Consider the following 16738-nt stretch of genomic DNA (forward strand, 5'->3'; position numbering starts at 1 on the left):
GTCACCCCAAGGAGCCCGTTCCGTGTCCGTTCCCGCGCACTCGCGCCTCATCTCCTCACGTCTCGCCTCCGCGGCGACCGTCTCCATGGCCGCCGGCGCCCTCCTCCTGTCGGCCGTCCCTGCGCACGCCACCGCCTCGCCGAGTCAGATAGCCACCTCCAAGAGCACCGGCGTGACGTACCTCAAGTCCCTCCAGGCCGCCGACGGCAGCTACGTCACCGGCGGCGGGCTCTCCAACGAGTGGGCCTTCAGCGCGCTCGCCGCCGCCGGGACCGCCTCCGCGGACGTGACCCCCGGCGGTGACACCAGCAAGAACGCCCGCCTCGTCTACCGCAACCAGCTCGCCGCCCCCACTTGGCCCAGCGCCTCGCCCGTGGTGACGGACTACGAACGCGGCATCCTCAACTCCTACGCGGCCGGCATCGACCCTGCACGGATCGGCCCGGGCCGCAACCTCGTGGCCGACCTCGCCGCCTACTGGCAGACCGCCGAACCCGGCTACTACGGCCCGTCCGCGAACTTCAACGGGACCGTCTTCGGTCTGCTCGCCCTCGGCGGTGCCAAGACCCAGAGCGGCGGACAACGCGTCCCGCAGTCCCTGCTGAACGCCTCGGTCGCGACCGTGCGCGCCAACCAGCACAACGACGGCGGCTGGAACTACAGCAAGGCCGCCGGCGACCCGACCGCGCTCGCCCAGGGCAGCGACATCGACATGACCGGCGCCGCCATGGCCTCGCTGTGTGTCGGCGGCGTCCCGAACACCGACGCCGCGATCGTGGCCGCGAAGAACTTCCTCAAGGGCAAGCTCGCCTCCTCCGGCGCCTTCAACGCCATGTTCGGCGTCAACACCGACTCCAACGGCTGGGCCGTGTCCGGCCTCAACGCCTGCGGAATCAACCCCCAGGGCACCGACTTCACCAGCGGCACCGGCAAGACCCCGCTCGACTTCCTCATCGCCCAGCAGTTCAAGCCCGGCGGCGGCTTCAAGTACCTGCCCACCGACACCTCCCCGTCGCCGTACGCCTCCGTCGACGGCCTGCGCGCCGTCGCCGGCGCCGGGTTCACCGCCACCCCGCCGGCGCCGACCACCGCGGGCGAACCCGCCTGGTCCGCCACCACCGACTTCACCACGGGTACCGTCGCGAAGCTCGCCCTGGTCGTCGACGACGGCACCGGCAGCCTCAAGGTCTGCGCCGTCACCCTCGCCCCCACCGGCACCACCACGACCCTCGGCGACGTCCTCGACGCGGCAGCCACCGCCACTCCGAGCGGCTGCGTCACCTCCGTCACCCCGGCCACCGGAGGCGGCACCGTCACCGCGCTCAACGGCACCGCGAACAGCGGCTCCTCCACCTGGAAGGTCGGCCTGGACGGCGCCACCCCCACCACCGCTACCCGGGCCACCACCGTCCACCTCGGCGACACCGTCTCGCTGCGCTACGGCAGCTGATCCACCGACAGGACGAAGCTGCGGCGGCAGTCCTGCGTCGGCCGTGCGTGCTCGGGTGCGGGCCCCCGCGCCCGGCGCGCGCGGTCCCTCTCGGCCCCCGCGCGCACCGCCGCGTGGACCGCGCGCGCCACCCGTGCACCCCACAGCGAGCGCGGGCCGCCGAACGGCTCCGCATCCTCCCCCGCGCCGGTGTGCCTGGACCTTCGCCTCCGTGGCCGTGGCGAGCAGGTTCACCAGGCCCGCGTCGGACACCGTCGCCGGGACGACGACGAGGATGTTGACGGTGCCCGGCACGTACGCATGGGCCGGGGCGGTTTCGGGCCCGGCGGCCCAGATCGGCACGCCGATCCCCGTCGTGACCACCGCCGAGGCCCCGCCGTCGCACCCCCAGGTGAAGTCGTCCACCTGGGCGGCGGTCATCAGCCCCGCCCCGGCGCCCCGCAGCCGCTCCGCGGCAGCCAGCTCCGCCAGGTGCCGCTCCGGGTCCATCCGGCTGTACCCCGGCCTGACCTGTGCGTTCACCACCCACTCCCGTTCGCCGAGGCCACCGCCGAGGACGGTGCTGGAGAGCAACCGCCGGGCGCCGGGACCGCCTCGACGACGGCTCCCCCACACGGTCTGGTGAGCGGCCGCGCCGAGGAAGATCACGGCCTCGGCAAGCGATCACCCGTCGGCTTCACGGAGCAGGGGGACGGGTTCTGATGAGTGCTTCCCGATGGGTGGCAGGCTGCTACGTGGCCGTGGTCGGCCTGCTGGCGGGCCTGGGCGGGCTGACCGAGAACGGACGCTTCTACCTCGCCGCGATCGTCCTGACCCTGCCCGCCGGGCTCCTGGCGTTCCTGGCCGTGTACCTCGCGCGCGGGCTGCTGACCGGCATCGGCACTCTGGTCGCCAACACCCTGCTCCCTGACGGCAGCGACCCCGCGTGGCCGGCCACCGCGGGCATCGTGGCCAACACCCTGCTGTTCACGGCCGCGGCCGTCGGCAGCGTGCTGCATTACGACCACCTCGCCCGGCGCCGGAGGGCACCCCACGCCTGACCCCGTGCCCCGGCCTCCCCCGTCGGGGAGGCCGGGGCGTCGAGGCGTGGACAAGCAGGCAGGTCAGGGCGCGGTGATGCCGGGCTGGGCGCCCGCGCCGAAGGACCAGCCCTCGACGTCTCCGGGTGCCGGGTTGTAGCTGCCGGCGCCCAGGCTGCTGTACGACCAGGGGCCGCCGTGCTGGGCGTGCCAGTACGACCAGTAGGCGCTGCCGGTGGGGTTGGTGCAGGTCGTCGGCAAGGCGTTGATGGTGCAGACGAAGCCCGGGTAGCGCGGGTGGAAGGCGTACGAGAATCCGGCACCGGTCAGCGCGGTCAGGCCGCTGGCCGGGTCGCCGAGCGCGCAGCCGGTCTGGATGCCGCCGCCGACGGCGGTGAAGTCGACCACGACGGTGACGCCGGTGGTCCCGCTGCAGGCGGCGGCCTGGGCCTGCGGCGCCTGGGCAGCGGAGACGCCGAGCAGGCCGGCGGTGAGGGCCGCGGCGGCGGCGATCGAACCGAGCGTGCGGCGGACCGGGCGGACGGGGCGGACCGGGGTGAGGGTGTCGGTCATCGGGGAACTCCCAGTGGTGTCAGGTTCGTTCAGCGGACGGTCGGCGACGGGCAGGCCAGGGAGGGGGCGTCGGGGCGGGCCCCGGCTGCGGAGAGGGTGGCCAGCGGGGTGCCCGCGAGGCCGAGGACGGCCTGTGCGGTGGCGCGGGCGCCGTTGCCCGCGTTGAACCCCGTCTCGTCGTAGGCGACCGCGCCGCGCACCGCCGGGTCGGCCGAGCAGCCCTGCTGGAACTTCACCAGCCGGCTCCAGCCCTTGAGGCCGGCGCCGAAGCGCCCGCCGGCCACCAGCGCCTGGGTAACCAGGCCGGTGGTGTTGGCGTTGGAGGCGGTCGCCCCGGCGGCCGCGAAGCCGCCGTCGGCGTTCTGGTGCGCGGTCAGCCAGCCGAGGCCCGCGTTCGCCTTGGCGGTGCGGCCGGTGGCGGCGAGCGCCTGGACGGCCAGCGCGGTGGCGTCCGGGTCGGCGGTGCAGGTCGCCTGGCCGAAGGAGACCGGGTAACCGCCGTCCGCGCACTGGCTGTTCGCGAGGAAGTCGACGGCAGCCGCCGGGGCGCCTCCGGGGGTGCGGTGCAGGGCGATCAGGGCGAGCGACTGGCCGAAGGCGTTGCTGTAGTCGCCCCACTGCGAGCGGTCGGAGAAGCGCCCCTCGGTGGTCTGGAGCGAGCGCAGCCGGGCCGGTAGGTCGACGCCACCGAAAGAGGCCGGATTCGCGCTGCGGACCTCGGTGGCAAGCAGCAGCTTGGCGGTGGCGCCGGCGTAGGCCTCGGTGGTGCCGTCGCCGAGGTAACCGCCGATGATCTCGGGCCTGGCCAGCCAGGCGGTGGCCCTGGCGGCGGCCTCGTCCGAGCTGTGCGAGGCGGCGAAGGCCAGCACGGCGTCGATCGTCAGGCCCTGGTCGGGGTAGGCCGTCCCGTTGAAGACGGACTCGAAGTGGTCGCCGTCGACGAGCTGACGGGCCAGCCAGCCGCCCGCGGCGGCGTCGGGGCGGACGGTCCAGGAGGAGGTCGTGTCGGCGTGGGCGGCCGAGGCCGCCGGAAGGGCGGTGGCGAGAGCGAGGGCGGGTATCGCGAGCAGACCGAGGGTGCGACGGAGCGCGGGCATGGTGGTACCTTTCCGGGCCTGGACGCAGGGGCCCGGAGGGCATCGGCGGCACGCCGGGCAGCCCTCGGAGCTCCGGCCCGCAGACCACGACGGGAGGAGGGGTGACACACCTCCGCCGACGGGTACTCGGGCTCGCCGCGCGACGTGGAGTCGGCGGCCTACCGTTGCGGGTCAGCGCCGGATTCGGACCGGACTTCCCCCATCGGCGGAGTCACAACATGACGGCTCATCATGGCGAAGCGGAAAAGATCCGGTCAAGGGATCGTGCGTCACATCCCGCTTCCCCCGGCCGCCTCCGCGACATCGCCCGGACTGCGTGACCCACCTGTGGGGCATCGTCAACTGGCAGAACGTCTCGGCCCGCTTCGCGGCCGCCACCACCCAGGGCTGATCCGCCCCACGGCCGGGCGGCCCGGACTCCGACTGGACCGGGCCGGCAATCCTGGCCCCCGGAGGTGATGGCCGGCTCAGGCGCCGCCTCCGGCCTGCCCTGGTACGCCATCATCTGCCTGCCGCTGCTCTTCGCCTGCGGCATGAGCCTGTTCGACACCCTCGACGGGACCTTCATGAACTTCGCCTACCACTGGGCGTTCTCCAACCCGGTCCGCAAGGTCTACTACAACCTCTTGGTCCTGCCCTGCGGCTTCCCGCCGGACCGCACCGAGCGGGAGTTCCACCTGCTCACCGGACGGCCGGGCTGGGACGAGCTGCCGGCCGTCCGGAACGGGCGGGTATGGATCCTCGACGGCCCGTCCTACTTCAACCGGCCCGGCCCACGCGTCGTCCGCGGCGTCGAAGTCCTCGCGCAGCTCCTGCACGGCGTCCGGACCGGCCCCCGGCCCGCACGGCCCGCACGGCCCGCGTCAGCCTGCCGCCTCCGCGGCCTCGGCGCGGGAGCGACGGGCCCGCCGCTCCCGCGCCAGGCGGCAACGACGACAAGCTGCGCCGTCGCCACCCTGGTGACGGCCCCCTGAGGCTCCACCGCTCGGCCGTGACCACCATCGAGACGTCCATCGACGTCCGCCCGACATGCTCGACCCGAGCCCGCACGGTCCAGCTCAAGTCCGTCGCCGCAGGCTACAGCCACCGGCCCGTCGTCCTGTGCCTCGGGGACGGGCAGGACCGCCGGGGGACGGCTCGCGTCCCCCGGCGACGCCTCAGCGGTGGGTGAACGTCGGCGGGCGCTTCTCGGCGAAGGCCGCCATGCCCTCCTTCTGGTCGGCGGTGGCGAACGTGGCGTGGAACAGCCGCCGTTCGAAGCGGACGCCCTCGGCGAGGGTGGCCTCGTACGAGCGGTTGACGGCCTCCTTGAGCATGATCGCCGCCGGGGTGGACATCGCCGCGATCGTCTCGGCGGTGGCCAGAGCGTCGGTCTGCAGCTGGTCGGCGGGGACGATGCGGGAGACGAGGCCGGCCCGTTCGGCCTCCTCGGCGCCCATCATCCGGCCGGTCAGGCACAGCTCCATGGCCTTGGCCTTGCCGACGGCCCGGGTGAGCCGCTGCGAGCCGCCGATGCCGGGGATGACGCCGAGCTTGATCTCCGGCTGCCCGAACTTCGCGGTGTCCGCCGCCAGCAGGACGTCGCACATCATCGCCAACTCGCAGCCCCCGCCCAGCGCGTAGCCGGCCACGGCCGCCACCACCGGCTTGCGCAGCGCGGCGAACCGGTCCCACGCAGCGAACCAGTCACCGAGGTAGGCGTCCACGAAGTCCAGGGGCTGCATCTCCTTGATGTCGGCACCGGCTGCGAAGGCCTTGTCCGAACCCGTGATCACCAGACAGCCGATCTCCGGGTCCCGGTCGAAGTCCGTTGCTGCCGCTACGACTTCGGTCATCAGGAGGGTGTTCAGCGCGTTCAGCGCCTTCGGGCGGTCGAGCGTGATCAGCCCGACCCGACCCTTGCGCTCGACCAGGATCGTCTCGAACGTCATGCGGTGTCCTTCCTGAGGGTGGTGATGATGGCCGAGAAGTCCAGAGCGCCGGACCCGCCCCGGGCGAAAGTGGCGAACAACTCGGCGGCCCTGACGCCCAGTTCGGCCTGGACGGCGGAGGCGGCAGCAGCGTCGGCGGCCAGCCCGAGGTCCTTGGCCATCAGCGCGGACGCGAACCCGGCCGCGTAGTCGCGGTTGGCCGGGCTGGTCGGAACCGGACCGGGCACCGGGCAGTTGCTGGTCAGCGCCCAGCACTGGCCGGAGGCCGTGGAGGCGACGTCGAACAGCGCCTGGTGACTGAGCCCGAGGCTCTCCCCGAGGACGAAGGCCTCGCTGACCGCGATCATGGAGACGCCGAGGATCATGTTGTTGCAGATCTTGGCGGCCTGTCCGGCTCCGGACGCCCCGCAGTGGACGACCCGGCGGCCCATCGCCGCGAGCAGCGGCTCGGCCTCGGCGAAGTCGACGTCCTCGGCACCGACCATGAAGGTCAGGCTTGCCCCTTCGGCGCCCGCCACACCACCCGAGACCGGGGCGTCGACCGCCCGGTGCCCGGCGACCCGGGCGAGGTCGGCGGCCACCCGGGCGTCCCCGACCGCGATGGTGGAGCAGTCGACGAACAGCGCGCCGGACGCCGCCTCGGTCAACTCGCCGTAGGTGTCCAGGACATGGCGCCCGGTCGGCAACATGGTCAGCACCACGTCCGCCTCGCCGACCGCTTCGGCAGCGGAGTCCGCGATCATCACTCCCTGTGCCGTGGCCTGGTCCCGGGCCTCGGCTGCGAGGTCGTAACCGATCACCCGGTGACCGGCCTTGACGAGGTTGGCGGCCATCGGGCCGCCCATGTTGCCCAGTCCGATGAATCCGATGGTGTACGTCACCAGCGCTCCAGGGGTGTGGTGGCGGCGAGGCCGAGCTCCCCCGCGCCGCGCGGCGCGAAGTAGCGGGCCACGGCGGCGGGTTCGACGGCGCCCAGGGTGGCCGGACTCCACTGCGGCGAGCGGTCCTTGTCGATCACCTGGGCCCGAATGCCCTCGGCGAGGTCCGCCGTGGCGAGCGCCGCGCAGGAGGTGCGGTACTCCTGGTCGAGGACGGCCTCCAGCGGGCCGAGGGCCCGGGCCCGGCGCAGGGCCGCCAGCGTGGCCTTCACGGCGGTCGGGGAGTTGGCGGCGATCCGATCGGCCGCCTTCTTGGCCTCGGGCTCGCTGCTGTCCCGGAGGCGGTCGAGGATCTCCTCCACGGTGCCCGCCGAGTAGCAGGCGTCGATCCACACCCGCTGTGCGTCCAGCACACCGGGCGGCGCGGGTACGACGTGCCGTTCGAGGGCGTCGTGCACGGGCAGTTCGGCCAGGTCGTCCAGCAGGGCGGGCAGCCGCTCGGCAGGGACGAAGTGGTCGGCGAGCCCGCAAAGCAGCGCGTCGGCGGCCCCGACGGAACCCGCGGTCAGGGCGAGGTGGGTGCCCAGCTCGCCCGGTGCGAGGGCGAGCAGGTAGGTGCCGCCCACGTCCGGGACGAAGCCGATGCCGGCCTCCGGCATGGCGATGCGGGTGGTCTCGGTGACGATCCGGACGTTTCCGTGGGCGGAGACGCCGACCCCGCCTCCCATCACGATGCCGCTCATCACGGCGACGTAGGGCTTGGGGTAGCGTGCGATCCGGGCGTTGAGGCGGTACTCGTCGCGCCAGAACTCCTCGACGGCGCCCGGGTCGCCGCCGGTGGCGGCGCGGTGGATGGCGACGATGTCGCCGCCCGCGCAGAAGGCGCGGTCCCCGGCACCCGTGACGACGACGGTGTCCACCCGCTCGTCCTGCTCCCAGGCGTCCAGGGACTCCGCGATCGTCCGCACCATGCCGTGGGTGAGGGCGTTCAGGGCCGCGGGGCGGTTGAGGACGATCAGGCCCGCCCTGCCCTCGCGCTGGAGGAGGACCTCATCCGTACCCATCAGGCGGCTCCGGTCAGGCCGCGGGCGACGATGACGCGCATGATCTCGTTGGTCCCTTCCAGGATCTGGTGCACCCGCAGGTCGCGGACGATCTTCTCGATGCCATAGTCGGCGAGGTAGCCGTAGCCGCCGTGCAGTTGAAGCGCGGCGTTGGCGACCTCGAAGCCGGTGTCGGTGGCGTACCGCTTGGCCATCGCGCACAGCTCCGGGGCCCGCCGGTCGCCGCGGTCCAGGGCGGCCGCGGCCCGCCACACCAGGGCGCGGGCGGCCTCCAGCTCGGTGGCCATGTCGGCGAGCCGGAACTGCAGCGCCTGGGCGTGCAGCAGCCGGGCGCCGAACGCCTCACGGTCGGCGAGGTGGGCGATGGCGCGCTCCAGCGCGTCCTGCGCGCCGCCGAGGGAGCAGGCGGCGATCCCGAGCCGGCCGCCGTTCAGCCCGTTCATGGCGATCCGGAAGCCCTCGCCCTCGGCCCCGAGCAGGCGGTCGGCGGGCAGCCGGACGCCGTCCAGCACCACCTGGCGGGTCGGCTGGGCGTTCCAGCCCATCTTCTTCTCGTTCGGCCCGAAGGAGACCCCCCGGTCGTCACGCTCCACGACGAACGCGGAGATCCCCTTCGGCCCGGGGGCACCGGTCCGGGCCAGCACCACATAGACCTGCGAGGCGCCCGCGCCGGAGATGAACTGCTTGACGCCGTCCAGCACCCAGTGGTCGCCGTCGCGCACGGCCCGGGTGGCGATCGCGGCGGCGTCGGAGCCGGCACCGGGCTCGGTGAGGCAGTAGCTGCCCAGGTGCTCGGCCGTGCAGAGTGCGGGTAGCCAGCGAGCGCGCTGCGCCTGCGTGCCGTAGCGGTCGATCATCCAGGCGACCATGTTGTGGATGGACAGGTAGGCGGCGATGGACGGGCAGCCACCGGCGAGTGCCTCGAAGGCCACCACGCCATCCAGGCGGGAGAGTTCGGAGCCGCCCATGCCCTCCTGGACGTACACGCCGGCCAGGCCGAGGTCGGCGGCCTTGCGCAGCACGTCCACCGGGAAGTGCTTGGACTGGTCCCACTCCACGGCGTGCGGCGCGAGGTACTCCTCGGCGAAGGCCCGGGTCGTCTCGGCGATGGCGCGCTGGTCCTCGGTGAGGTCGTGCATCGCGCTCATCCCATCGTCGGCATGGTGAAGATCGCGCCCTCCTTGACCCCGGAGGGCCAGCGCGAGGTGACGGTCCGGGTGCGGGTGTAGAAGCGGATGGCGTCCGGCCCGTGCTGGTTGAGGTCGCCGAACGCGGAGCGCTTCCATCCGCCGAAGGTGTGGTAGGCGATCGGCACCGGGATGGGCACGTTGACGCCGACCATGCCGGTGGTCACCCGGCGGGCGAAGTCCCGGGCGGTGTCGCCGTCGCGGGTGTAGATGGCCACACCGTTGCCGAACTCGTGCTCACTGGGCAGCCGCAGCGCCTCCTCGTAGTCGGCGGCGCGCACGACCGTGAGGACGGGGCCGAAGATCTCCTCCCGGTAGATCCGCATGTCCGGCGTCACCCGGTCGAACAGGGAGGCGCCGAGGAAGTAGCCGTCCTCGTGCCCCTCCAACCGGAAGTCACGCCCGTCCACGACGAGTTCGGCGCCCTCCTCGGCTCCGAGGTCCAGGTAGCCGCGGACCCGCTCCAGCGCGTCACGGCCCACCAGCGGGCCGAAGTCCGCCGCCGGGTCGTCCGAGCGCCCGACCTTCAGCGTGGCGATCAGCTCGACCAGCTTCGCCACCAGGGCGTCCGCGGTCCGCTCCCCCACCGGGACGGCCACCGAGATCGCCATACAGCGCTCCCCCGCCGAGCCGTAGCCGGCGCCGACCAGCGCGTCCGCGGCTTGGTCGAGGTCGGCGTCCGGCATCACGATCATGTGGTTCTTCGCGCCGCCGAAGCACTGCGCCCGCTTCCCGTGCGCGGCGGCCGTCGCGTACACGTACTGGGCGATCGGCGTGGAGCCGACGAAGCCGAGGGCCTGCACCCGCGGGTCCTCCAGCAGGGTGTCCACGGCCTCCTTGCCGCCGTTCACGACGTTCAGGACGCCCGGCGGCAGCCCCGCCTCCAGGAACAGCTCGGCCAGCCGCAGCGGCACCGACGGGCACCGCTCAGAGGGCTTGAGGACGAAGGCGTTGCCGCAGGCCAGCGCGGGCGCGGCCTTCCACAGCGGGATCATCGCGGGGAAGTTGAACGGCGTGATGCCGGCGACGACGCCGAGCGGCTGACGCATCGAGTAGACGTCGATACCGGTGCCGGCGTTGTCGCTGAACTCGCCCTTCAGCAGGTGCGGGATCCCCGCGGCGAACTCCACCACCTCCAGGCCGCGCTGGATGTCCCCGTGGGCATCGGCCACGGTCTTGCCGTGCTCGGCGGAGAGCAGCCGGGCCAACTCGTCCTTCTCCTGCTCGACGAGTTGGAGGAAGCGCAGCAGCACCCGCGCCCGCCGCTGCGGGTTCCAGGCCGCCCACGCGGGCTGCGCCTGCGCTGCGTCGGCGATCACCGCCTCGACCTCGGCGCGGCTCGCCAGCGGCACCCGGGCCTGGACGCGCCCGGTGTTGGGGTCGTACACGTCGCCAAAGCGACCGGAGGTGCCGGCGACGGGCTTGCCGGCGACGGGCTTGCCGGCGACGAAGTGGGTGAGTTCTCGGACCATCGGGTTCCTACTCTCAACTGGGTCGGGGAGAGGAGGAATGGAGGCCGCCGCCGACGGGCGGGCGCACAGGGGTGCGGCCCCGCGGCGTCACGGTGGCGGTGGCATGACGAACCGTCAGAGCAGATGGGCCCCGGCAGTCGTCGGCACAGGACAACCAGGAGCAGCGGAACGGGAGCAGCCCGGAGTCATGCGTGTCGTCTCCATCCTCGTGGAAAACACGGATCACCCGCGGCCGGTATCCTGACTCCCGGATCACCGCACGCCCTCAGGCCTTCCCGGCTGGCTGCCAGTGGCCGTCATCTGCGAGGACGAACTCCCCGGTCACAGTGGCGGGACCGTGCCGGACTCACACCGGCTTCCCTGACACCGCGGACCTACCATCGACCATATAGTTGGACGTCCTAGTAAGTCCAGAGCTCTGTGCGCGCGTTGCGCCATCGGGATCCCACCCCGCCGGGCCCGGCTCGACTACCTTTGCAAGCCGTCTGCAAGAGGCCCAAGGGGGGCAGGTCTGCGTGCACGAGGCCGGGTGAGGTTTCACCCGCACCGCGCGAAAATTCAACCTGCCCGCCGTCAGCCAGGCCGCCCGTCGGCGGTAGAACGACCACGCGCTCATCATCGGAGTGGCCGATGCGGCAACACGAGCCCGTTCGGCGACTGGAGTCCTGCCGACCACACAAGAAGCGACGTCCCAGGATGCCCTGCGGATGTATCACGAGGCACCGGTACGGCCAAACCACCGGACGCGCTGGAATCTTGGGCTCCGCACGCAGCCGTGCGACCGTCCACTCCTCTGGAGGAGCCCGTGTCGTCGCAGTTTCATGACCGTCAAGGAGACGGCGGAATTCCTGAACATGTCTGTTCAGTGGGTCTATCGCGAAGCCCCTCAAGTAGGCCTCGTCCCGTACCGGTTCGGACAAGGACGGAACGCGAAGCTGCAGTTCAAGGTCACAGAGGTCCAGACCTGGGTGAAGCAGCAACGGATGTCCGTCAGGTGAGCCAGACCGAGACGCCTCGGGCGCCCTGCTCCACACCAGAGCAGGGCGCCCGACGCGTTTCAGGCCGCAAGGCCGAGGTCGAGGACCTGGGCGGCGTGGCCGATGGAGCCGGGCATCAAGTGGCGGTAGATCTTGAACGTCACATCGATGCTCTTGCGCCTCATCCACTCGGCGACGTCGGTGATCGGGATGTTGTGGCTGAGGCAGTTCGAGGCGAAGAAGTGCCTCAGGCCGTAGAGCGTCATCCCCTCGGGGATGTCGGTCTCGCCGGCCCGCTTGATCCGGTCCCACTGGTTCTGCAGGTAGTAGGACGGGTACGGCTTCGCGATGTCCAGCGGGTGGCGGAGCAAGTAGCCGTCGATGGTGCCGTAGATATCCGCGTACGAGAGCAGGCTGAGCCGCGTCCGGACCGTCAGCGGGACGCCCCGGTAGTCGCCCTTCTTGCGGTGCTTGAGCGGCGCGCGACCCAGCCGTCCGAGCAGGTCCTCGACGCGCTCGCCCGCGTCCTCGACCTCGACGCGACCGAACGCGGGCACCTCCACCGCCTCGCGCGGCAGCGCCGCCGCCGCGCGACGACGCCGGGCACCCGGGTCCGGCCGGAGCTGCTGCGCGTCCTCGACCTGGTCGCCGGCGCTCCCGCGCTGATCATGAACCACCGCCTGGACGTCCTCGCCGGGAACGGCCTCGCCGGACTCCTCTTCGGCCGCCCGATGCCGGGCCTGAACATCGCCCGGCACATCATCCTGGAGGAGGCCGAGCACGGCCTGTAAGCGGACTGGGAGAACTGCACCCTGGACGTGGTCGGGCACCTGCGCCTGGCCGCCGGAAAGTACCCCGACGACCCTCACCTGGCCTCGCTCGTCGGCGAGTTGGCGATGGGCAGCGAGCGCTTCCGCCGCCTCTGGGCCCGCGCGGAGGTGCGCGCCCGCACCCACGGACGCAAGGCGTACCGGCACCCCATGGTCGGACTGCTGGAACTGCACCAGGAGAACTTCGCGCTGCCTGGCGAGCCGGGCATCGAACTGCTCGTGCTGTCGGCGGCCCCCGGCAGCCCCACCGAGGACGGACTGCGCCTGCTCGCGGGCCTGGCCGCGGACCACGGCGCCGCCCGTCGCCCGGTGGACGCCCGGACCCTCGACTGACTCACCGACGCCCGCCCACCGCCGGTCACGGGCGTCCGTCGGCCGCCGGCCGGGCCCGCCGCGGGCCCCGGAGAGCTCCGCGGTCCTGCGGTGTCACCGCCCGGCCCGCTCCTCCAAGGCGTCCAGGACCTTGTCCAGCGTGATCGGCAGGTCACGCACCCGCACCCCGCACGCGTGCCACACGGCGTTCGACACCGCGGCGGCCGTCCCGACGATGCCGATCTCCCCGATGCCCTTGGAGCCCATGGCGTTGACGTGGGGATCGTGCTCGGCGAGCCAGTGCGCCTCGATGCGGTCGACGTCCGCGTTCGACGTGATCTGGTACTCGGCGAGGTCGTGGTTGACCACGTGGCCGGTCCGCGGGTCGAGCACGCCGTTCTCGTGCAGGGCCATGGACAGCCCCATCGTCATCCCGCCGACGAACTGCGAGCGCGCCGTGCGGGGGTTGATGATCCGGCCCGCGGCGAACACTCCCAGCAGGCGCGGCACCCGCACCTCGCCGGTGTCCACGTGGACGCGCGCCTCGGCGAACTGCGCCCCGAAGGCGTGCATCGCGTAGCGCTCGTCCGGCGGCCCGACACTGCCGGAGGCCTGCGCCCCGTCCGGCGGCTCGGCCCCGTACCGGTCGCGCAGGGCGCGCGCGGCCTCGACCACGGCAGATCCCCACGTCGTCATGCCCGAGGAACCCCCGGCCACCGACGCCACCGGGTAGTCCGTGTCCCCGATCCGCACCTCCACCCGGGCCACCGGCACGCCGAGCGCGTCCGCGGCGATCTGCGCGAGCGTGGTCCAGGTGCCGGTGCCGAGGTCGGCCGCGCCGATCTCGGCCACGTAACCCCCGCCCTCCCGCCGGATCGTCGCCGTCGACTTCGGCATCCGGCTGACCGGGTAGGTGGAGGCCGCCACGCCCGTGCCGACCAGCCAGTCGCCCCGGCGGCGCACGCCCGGCCGGGGATCGCGCCGCGACCAGCCGAACCGCTCCGCGCCCTCCCGCAGGCAGCCGACCAGGCCGCGGCTGGAGAACGGCTTGCCCGAACCGGGTTCGACGGCGGGCTCGTTGCGGATCCGCAACTCGACCGGATCCATGCCGAGGCGCTCGGCCAGCTCGTCCATCGCCACCTCGGGGCCGAACATCCCGGGGCACTCGCCCGGGGCGCGCATCCAGGACGGCGCCGGCACGTCGAGGGCGGCCAGCCGGTGCGTGGTGCGCCGGTTCGGCGAGGCGTACATCATGCGCGCGGGGACGCCGGTCTGCTCGGCGAACTCCTTGATGCGCGAGGTCTGTTCGACGACGTCGACCGCGACGGCGGTGAGCCTGCCGTCCCGGTCGGCCGCGAGCCGGCAGCGCTGGATGGTCGGGGTGCGGTAGCCGGTCAGGGCGAACATCTGCTGCCGGGTCAGCGCCAGCCGGACCGGCCGGCCGGGCAGCGCCCGCGCGGCCATCGCGGCGAGCACCACGTTGACGTGCGGCTGCCCCTTGGAACCGAACCCGCCCCCGACGTACGGGCAGACCACCCGGACCCGGGCCTCCTCGAGGCCGAACACCGACGCCAGGGTGGACCGCGTCGGGTGGACCCCCTGGGTGGAGTCCCACAGGGTGAGGAAGCCCTCGCCCGCCGGATCCCACAGGGCCGCCGTGGCGTGCGGTTCCATCGGGTTGTTGTGGCACCTGGCGGTGCTGTACGTCTCGTCGACGCTCACCCGCGCGGCCGCCATCGCGGCGTCCACGTCGCCCTCGACGGTGTCGGTGGGGTGGTCCGGGTTCACCCTCCGCGGCGCGTACAGGTCCTCGCGGTCGGCCCGCAGTTCGGCGTCGTGCGGCTGCTGCTCGTAACCGACCCGGACGAGCGCGGCCGCATGCCTCGCCACCTCGGAGCTGTCCGCGACGACGAGGGCGACGACCTGGCCCCGGAAGGCGACCTCCGCGTCCTGCAGGACCGCCAGCTCCCGGTCCTCGGTGGACGCCAGGCGCTCCGCGTTGTCGTGGGTGAGCACCGCGGCCACCCCGTCGAGCGCCTCGGCCGCGGCGGTGTCCAGCTCCGTCACGCGCCCCCGGGCGACGCCGGCCTGGACGACGTGCAGATGTGCGGCGTCCGCCAACGGGGTCTCGTGGGCGTAGGTGGCGGTGCCCAGGACCTTGACGGCCCCGTCCCGGCGGGGCAGGTCGCGGCCGACGGCGGCCGGCTCGTCCGGGAACGTCATTGGGAAGTGTCCTCTCCGGCCAGACCGCGCAGGGTCGCGGCGAGGGTGCGGCGCAGCAGCGGGATCTTGAACGCGTTGCCGCCGCCCAGCCCTTCGGCCGGCCGGGCGGCGGCGAGCTCGGCGTCCGCGGCGGCCCGGTAGGCGTCTTCCGAAACGGGGGCACCCCGCAGCACTTCCTCGGCCCGGTACGCACGCCACGGCGCGTGCGCCACGCCGCCGAAGGCGATCCGCGAGTCCACCACCACCCCGTCCCGGACGTCGAGTGCCGCGGCCACGCTGACCAGGGCGAACGCGTACGAGGCCCGGTCGCGCACCTTGCGGTAGGCCGAGCGGCGGGCGATCGGCTGCGCCGGCAGGTCGATCGCCGTGATCAGCTCACCGTGTTCGAGCACCGTGTCGCGCTCGGGGGTGTCGCCGGGCAGCCGGTGCAGGTCGACGAACGGGATGGTGCGCTCACCGCCCGGCCCGAGCACCCGTACCCGTGCCCCGAGCGCGGCCAGCGCCACCGCCATGTCGGAGGGATGGACCGCGATGCAGTGCTCGGACGCGCCGAGGACGGCGTGGTGGCGGGTCCATCCGCCGATCGCGGAACAGCCCGTGCCCGGCTCCCGCTTGTTGCACGGGGTGGTGACGTCCTGGAAGTAGGCGCAGCGGGTGCGCTGCAGCGGATTGCCGCCGGTGGTGGCCATGTTGCGCAGCTGCGCCGACGCCCCCGACAGGAGCGCCTGCGACAGCACCGGGAACGACTCGCGCACCCGGGGGTGCGCGGCGAGCGCGCTGTTGGTCGTCCCCGCACCGATCCTCAGGGCTCCCCCGCCGAGTTCCTCGACCCCGGTAGGCAGGACTCCGGCGAGATCGACGACCAGAGCGGGCCGCACGACGCCCAGCCTGAGGTGGTCCACCAGGTTCGTCCCGCCGCCGAGGAACACCGCGTCCGGATCGCCGGCGACGCTGCGCACGGCGGCCGCGGCGTCCGCGGGGCGGTGGTGGTCGAACGGTCTCATCCGGACACCCCCGGCCCGGTGACCGGACGGGCCGGGGGCTGCCCCGTCGGGGACTGTCCCGTCGGGGACTGCCCCGTCGGGGGCTGCCCCGTCGGGGGCTGCCCGGCCGCCTGCAGCACGGCGGTGACGATGTTGACGTAGGCGGCGCAGCGGCACAGGTTGCCGCTCATCCGCTCGGCCACTTCGGCGCGGTCCAGCCGGGGTGCGCCGGCGCCCCGGGTGACGGCGCTCGGCCAGCCCTGCGCGAACTCCTCCAGCGCCCCGACCGCGGAGACCACCTGGCCGGGGGTGCAGTAGCCGCACTGGAGCGCGTCGCAGTCGATGAAGGCCTGCTGCACCGGGTGCAGGCCGCCGTCGGCGAGCCCCTGGGCGGTGACCACCTCGGCGCCGTCCTGGGTGACCGCGAGCGTGAGGCAGCCCAGTACGCGGCGCCCTCCGGACAGCACCGTGCACGCACCGCACTGTCCGTGGTCGCACCCTTTCTTCGGGCTCGTCACACCGAGCCGCTCCCGCAGCGCGTCGAGCAGCGTCGTGCGCGTGTCGACGACCAGCCGGTGCGCGGTGCCGTCGACCCGTACGGTGATGTCCCTTTCCACCGCACGAGGCTCCCCCGGCCCGGCCGCGCCCACACGGCGTGCGGCGCTCCGTCACACCCGTGGCGGCAGCCAGACGGTCCGGAAGGCCTGCCGCGGGGGTGCGGCGGGGCGGCTCTCGGACCGGG

At 73.2% G+C, this 16738-nt stretch carries 14 protein-coding genes, 3 pseudogenes and 2 riboswitches; of the genes and pseudogenes, 5 read left to right on the forward strand and 12 right to left on the reverse strand.

What is annotated here, in order from left to right:
• Positions 1 to 85: 85 nt before the first annotated feature.
• Positions 86 to 1450 (forward strand): hypothetical protein, encoded by a 1365-nt coding sequence (locus ACWD4P_RS09460; RefSeq protein ID WP_449779244.1) that lies wholly within the window; start codon positions 86 to 88, stop codon positions 1448 to 1450.
• Here the strand turns inward: ACWD4P_RS09460 and ACWD4P_RS09465 are convergent.
• Positions 1438 to 2098: pseudogene (locus ACWD4P_RS09465) on the reverse strand (adenosylcobinamide amidohydrolase). The gene ACWD4P_RS09460 and the pseudogene ACWD4P_RS09465 overlap by 13 nt on opposite strands.
• A 53-nt stretch (positions 2099 to 2151) precedes the next feature.
• Here ACWD4P_RS09465 and ACWD4P_RS09470 point away from each other — a divergent pair.
• A complete protein-coding gene (locus ACWD4P_RS09470; protein ID WP_449779183.1) occupies positions 2152 to 2490 on the forward strand; it encodes a hypothetical protein in 339 nt (112 codons plus the stop codon).
• 63 nt (positions 2491 to 2553) lie between these two features.
• Here ACWD4P_RS09470 and ACWD4P_RS09475 read toward each other — a convergent pair whose 3' ends face one another.
• Both ACWD4P_RS09475 and ACWD4P_RS09480 read right to left on the reverse strand, forming a co-directional pair.
• Positions 2554 to 3042 carry a flagellar hook-length control protein FliK gene (locus tag ACWD4P_RS09475; RefSeq protein ID WP_449779184.1) on the reverse strand — a complete coding sequence of 163 codons (489 nt, stop codon included), beginning with the start codon at positions 3040 to 3042 and terminating at the stop codon, positions 2554 to 2556.
• A 29-nt stretch (positions 3043 to 3071) separates the two neighbouring features.
• The gene (locus ACWD4P_RS09480; protein WP_449779185.1) at positions 3072 to 4139 is read right to left on the reverse strand and encodes a peptidase; all 1068 of its coding nucleotides are present in this window, start codon (positions 4137 to 4139) and stop codon (positions 3072 to 3074) included.
• Between the two features lie 100 nt (positions 4140 to 4239).
• Positions 4240 to 4361: riboswitch (cobalamin riboswitch) on the reverse strand.
• Positions 4362 to 4594: 233 nt separating this feature from the next.
• On the opposite strand from ACWD4P_RS09480, the pseudogene ACWD4P_RS09485 reads away from it, so the two are divergent.
• Positions 4595 to 5113: pseudogene (locus ACWD4P_RS09485) on the forward strand (HoxN/HupN/NixA family nickel/cobalt transporter); the annotation flags it as partial.
• Between the two features lie 183 nt (positions 5114 to 5296).
• Here ACWD4P_RS09485 and ACWD4P_RS09490 read toward each other — a convergent pair.
• From ACWD4P_RS09490 to ACWD4P_RS09510, 5 genes are read right to left on the reverse strand one after another with little or no spacing between them, the layout of a single operon-like run.
• On the reverse strand, positions 5297 to 6070 hold the full coding sequence (locus tag ACWD4P_RS09490; RefSeq protein WP_449779186.1) for an enoyl-CoA hydratase: 774 nt from the start codon (positions 6068 to 6070) through the stop codon (positions 5297 to 5299).
• Complete coding sequence (gene mmsB, locus ACWD4P_RS09495) at positions 6067 to 6951, reverse strand: 3-hydroxyisobutyrate dehydrogenase (protein WP_449779187.1); 885 nt, start codon at positions 6949 to 6951, stop codon at positions 6067 to 6069. The genes ACWD4P_RS09490 and mmsB overlap by 4 nt, the downstream gene beginning before the upstream one ends.
• Complete coding sequence (locus ACWD4P_RS09500; RefSeq protein WP_449779188.1) at positions 6948 to 8012, reverse strand: enoyl-CoA hydratase/isomerase family protein; 1065 nt, start codon at positions 8010 to 8012, stop codon at positions 6948 to 6950. Before ACWD4P_RS09500 ends, mmsB begins: the two co-directional genes overlap by 4 nt.
• Positions 8012 to 9160 carry an acyl-CoA dehydrogenase family protein gene (locus tag ACWD4P_RS09505; protein ID WP_449779189.1) on the reverse strand — a complete coding sequence of 383 codons (1149 nt, stop codon included), beginning with the start codon at positions 9158 to 9160 and terminating at the stop codon, positions 8012 to 8014. The genes ACWD4P_RS09500 and ACWD4P_RS09505 overlap by 1 nt, the downstream gene beginning before the upstream one ends.
• Positions 9157 to 10671, reverse strand: coding sequence for a CoA-acylating methylmalonate-semialdehyde dehydrogenase (locus tag ACWD4P_RS09510; RefSeq protein WP_449779190.1), 1515 nt, complete (start codon positions 10669 to 10671; stop codon positions 9157 to 9159). Before ACWD4P_RS09510 ends, ACWD4P_RS09505 begins: the two co-directional genes overlap by 4 nt.
• Before the next feature lie 213 nt (positions 10672 to 10884).
• A riboswitch (cobalamin riboswitch) is annotated at positions 10885 to 11068 on the reverse strand.
• Positions 11069 to 11492: 424 nt separating this feature from the next.
• Between ACWD4P_RS09510 and ACWD4P_RS09515 the strand changes: the two genes are divergently transcribed.
• Positions 11493 to 11669, forward strand: coding sequence for a helix-turn-helix domain-containing protein (locus ACWD4P_RS09515; protein WP_449779191.1), 177 nt, complete (start codon positions 11493 to 11495; stop codon positions 11667 to 11669).
• Between the two features lie 59 nt (positions 11670 to 11728).
• Here ACWD4P_RS09515 and ACWD4P_RS09520 read toward each other — a convergent pair whose 3' ends face one another.
• Positions 11729 to 12205, reverse strand: coding sequence for a hypothetical protein (locus ACWD4P_RS09520; protein ID WP_359828179.1), 477 nt, complete (start codon positions 12203 to 12205; stop codon positions 11729 to 11731).
• Between ACWD4P_RS09520 and ACWD4P_RS09525 the strand changes: the two are divergent.
• Positions 12128 to 12811: pseudogene (locus tag ACWD4P_RS09525) on the forward strand (MmyB family transcriptional regulator); the annotation flags it as partial. The gene ACWD4P_RS09520 and the pseudogene ACWD4P_RS09525 overlap by 78 nt on opposite strands.
• A 93-nt stretch (positions 12812 to 12904) precedes the next feature.
• Here the strand turns inward: ACWD4P_RS09525 and ACWD4P_RS09530 are convergent.
• Genes ACWD4P_RS09530 through ACWD4P_RS09540 form a run of 3 tightly spaced genes read right to left on the reverse strand, consistent with a single transcriptional unit; the run spans position 12905 to position 16613 of the window.
• Complete coding sequence (locus ACWD4P_RS09530) at positions 12905 to 15013, reverse strand: xanthine dehydrogenase family protein molybdopterin-binding subunit (RefSeq protein ID WP_449779192.1); 2109 nt, start codon at positions 15011 to 15013, stop codon at positions 12905 to 12907.
• Positions 15010 to 16017 (reverse strand): FAD binding domain-containing protein, encoded by a 1008-nt coding sequence (locus tag ACWD4P_RS09535; RefSeq protein ID WP_359828176.1) that lies wholly within the window; start codon positions 16015 to 16017, stop codon positions 15010 to 15012. The genes ACWD4P_RS09530 and ACWD4P_RS09535 overlap by 4 nt, the downstream gene beginning before the upstream one ends.
• On the reverse strand, positions 16014 to 16613 hold the full coding sequence (locus tag ACWD4P_RS09540) for a 2Fe-2S iron-sulfur cluster-binding protein (RefSeq protein WP_449779193.1): 600 nt from the start codon (positions 16611 to 16613) through the stop codon (positions 16014 to 16016). Before ACWD4P_RS09540 ends, ACWD4P_RS09535 begins: the two co-directional genes overlap by 4 nt.
• Positions 16614 to 16738 lie beyond the last annotated feature (125 nt).

The organism is Kitasatospora sp. NPDC002543 (genome assembly GCF_053594915.1).

Excerpts from the sequence above, each read along its gene's own strand:
- ACWD4P_RS09460 (WP_449779244.1), top strand. The coding sequence starts at position 86 with ATGGCCGCCGGCGCCCTCCTCCTGTCGGCCGTCCCTGCGCACGCCACC.
- ACWD4P_RS09470 (WP_449779183.1), top strand. The coding sequence starts at position 2,152 with ATGAGTGCTTCCCGATGGGTGGCAGGCTGCTACGTGGCCGTGGTCGGC.
- ACWD4P_RS09475 (WP_449779184.1), bottom strand. The coding sequence starts at position 3,042 with ATGACCGACACCCTCACCCCGGTCCGCCCCGTCCGCCCGGTCCGCCGC.
- ACWD4P_RS09480 (WP_449779185.1), bottom strand. The coding sequence starts at position 4,139 with ATGCCCGCGCTCCGTCGCACCCTCGGTCTGCTCGCGATACCCGCCCTC.
- ACWD4P_RS09490 (WP_449779186.1), bottom strand. The coding sequence starts at position 6,070 with ATGACGTTCGAGACGATCCTGGTCGAGCGCAAGGGTCGGGTCGGGCTG.
- ACWD4P_RS09500 (WP_449779188.1), bottom strand. The coding sequence starts at position 8,012 with ATGGGTACGGATGAGGTCCTCCTCCAGCGCGAGGGCAGGGCGGGCCTG.
- ACWD4P_RS09505 (WP_449779189.1), bottom strand. The coding sequence starts at position 9,160 with ATGAGCGCGATGCACGACCTCACCGAGGACCAGCGCGCCATCGCCGAG.
- ACWD4P_RS09510 (WP_449779190.1), bottom strand. The coding sequence starts at position 10,671 with ATGGTCCGAGAACTCACCCACTTCGTCGCCGGCAAGCCCGTCGCCGGC.
- ACWD4P_RS09515 (WP_449779191.1), top strand. The coding sequence starts at position 11,493 with ATGACCGTCAAGGAGACGGCGGAATTCCTGAACATGTCTGTTCAGTGG.
- ACWD4P_RS09530 (WP_449779192.1), bottom strand. The coding sequence starts at position 15,013 with ATGACGTTCCCGGACGAGCCGGCCGCCGTCGGCCGCGACCTGCCCCGC.
- ACWD4P_RS09535 (WP_359828176.1), bottom strand. The coding sequence starts at position 16,017 with ATGAGACCGTTCGACCACCACCGCCCCGCGGACGCCGCGGCCGCCGTG.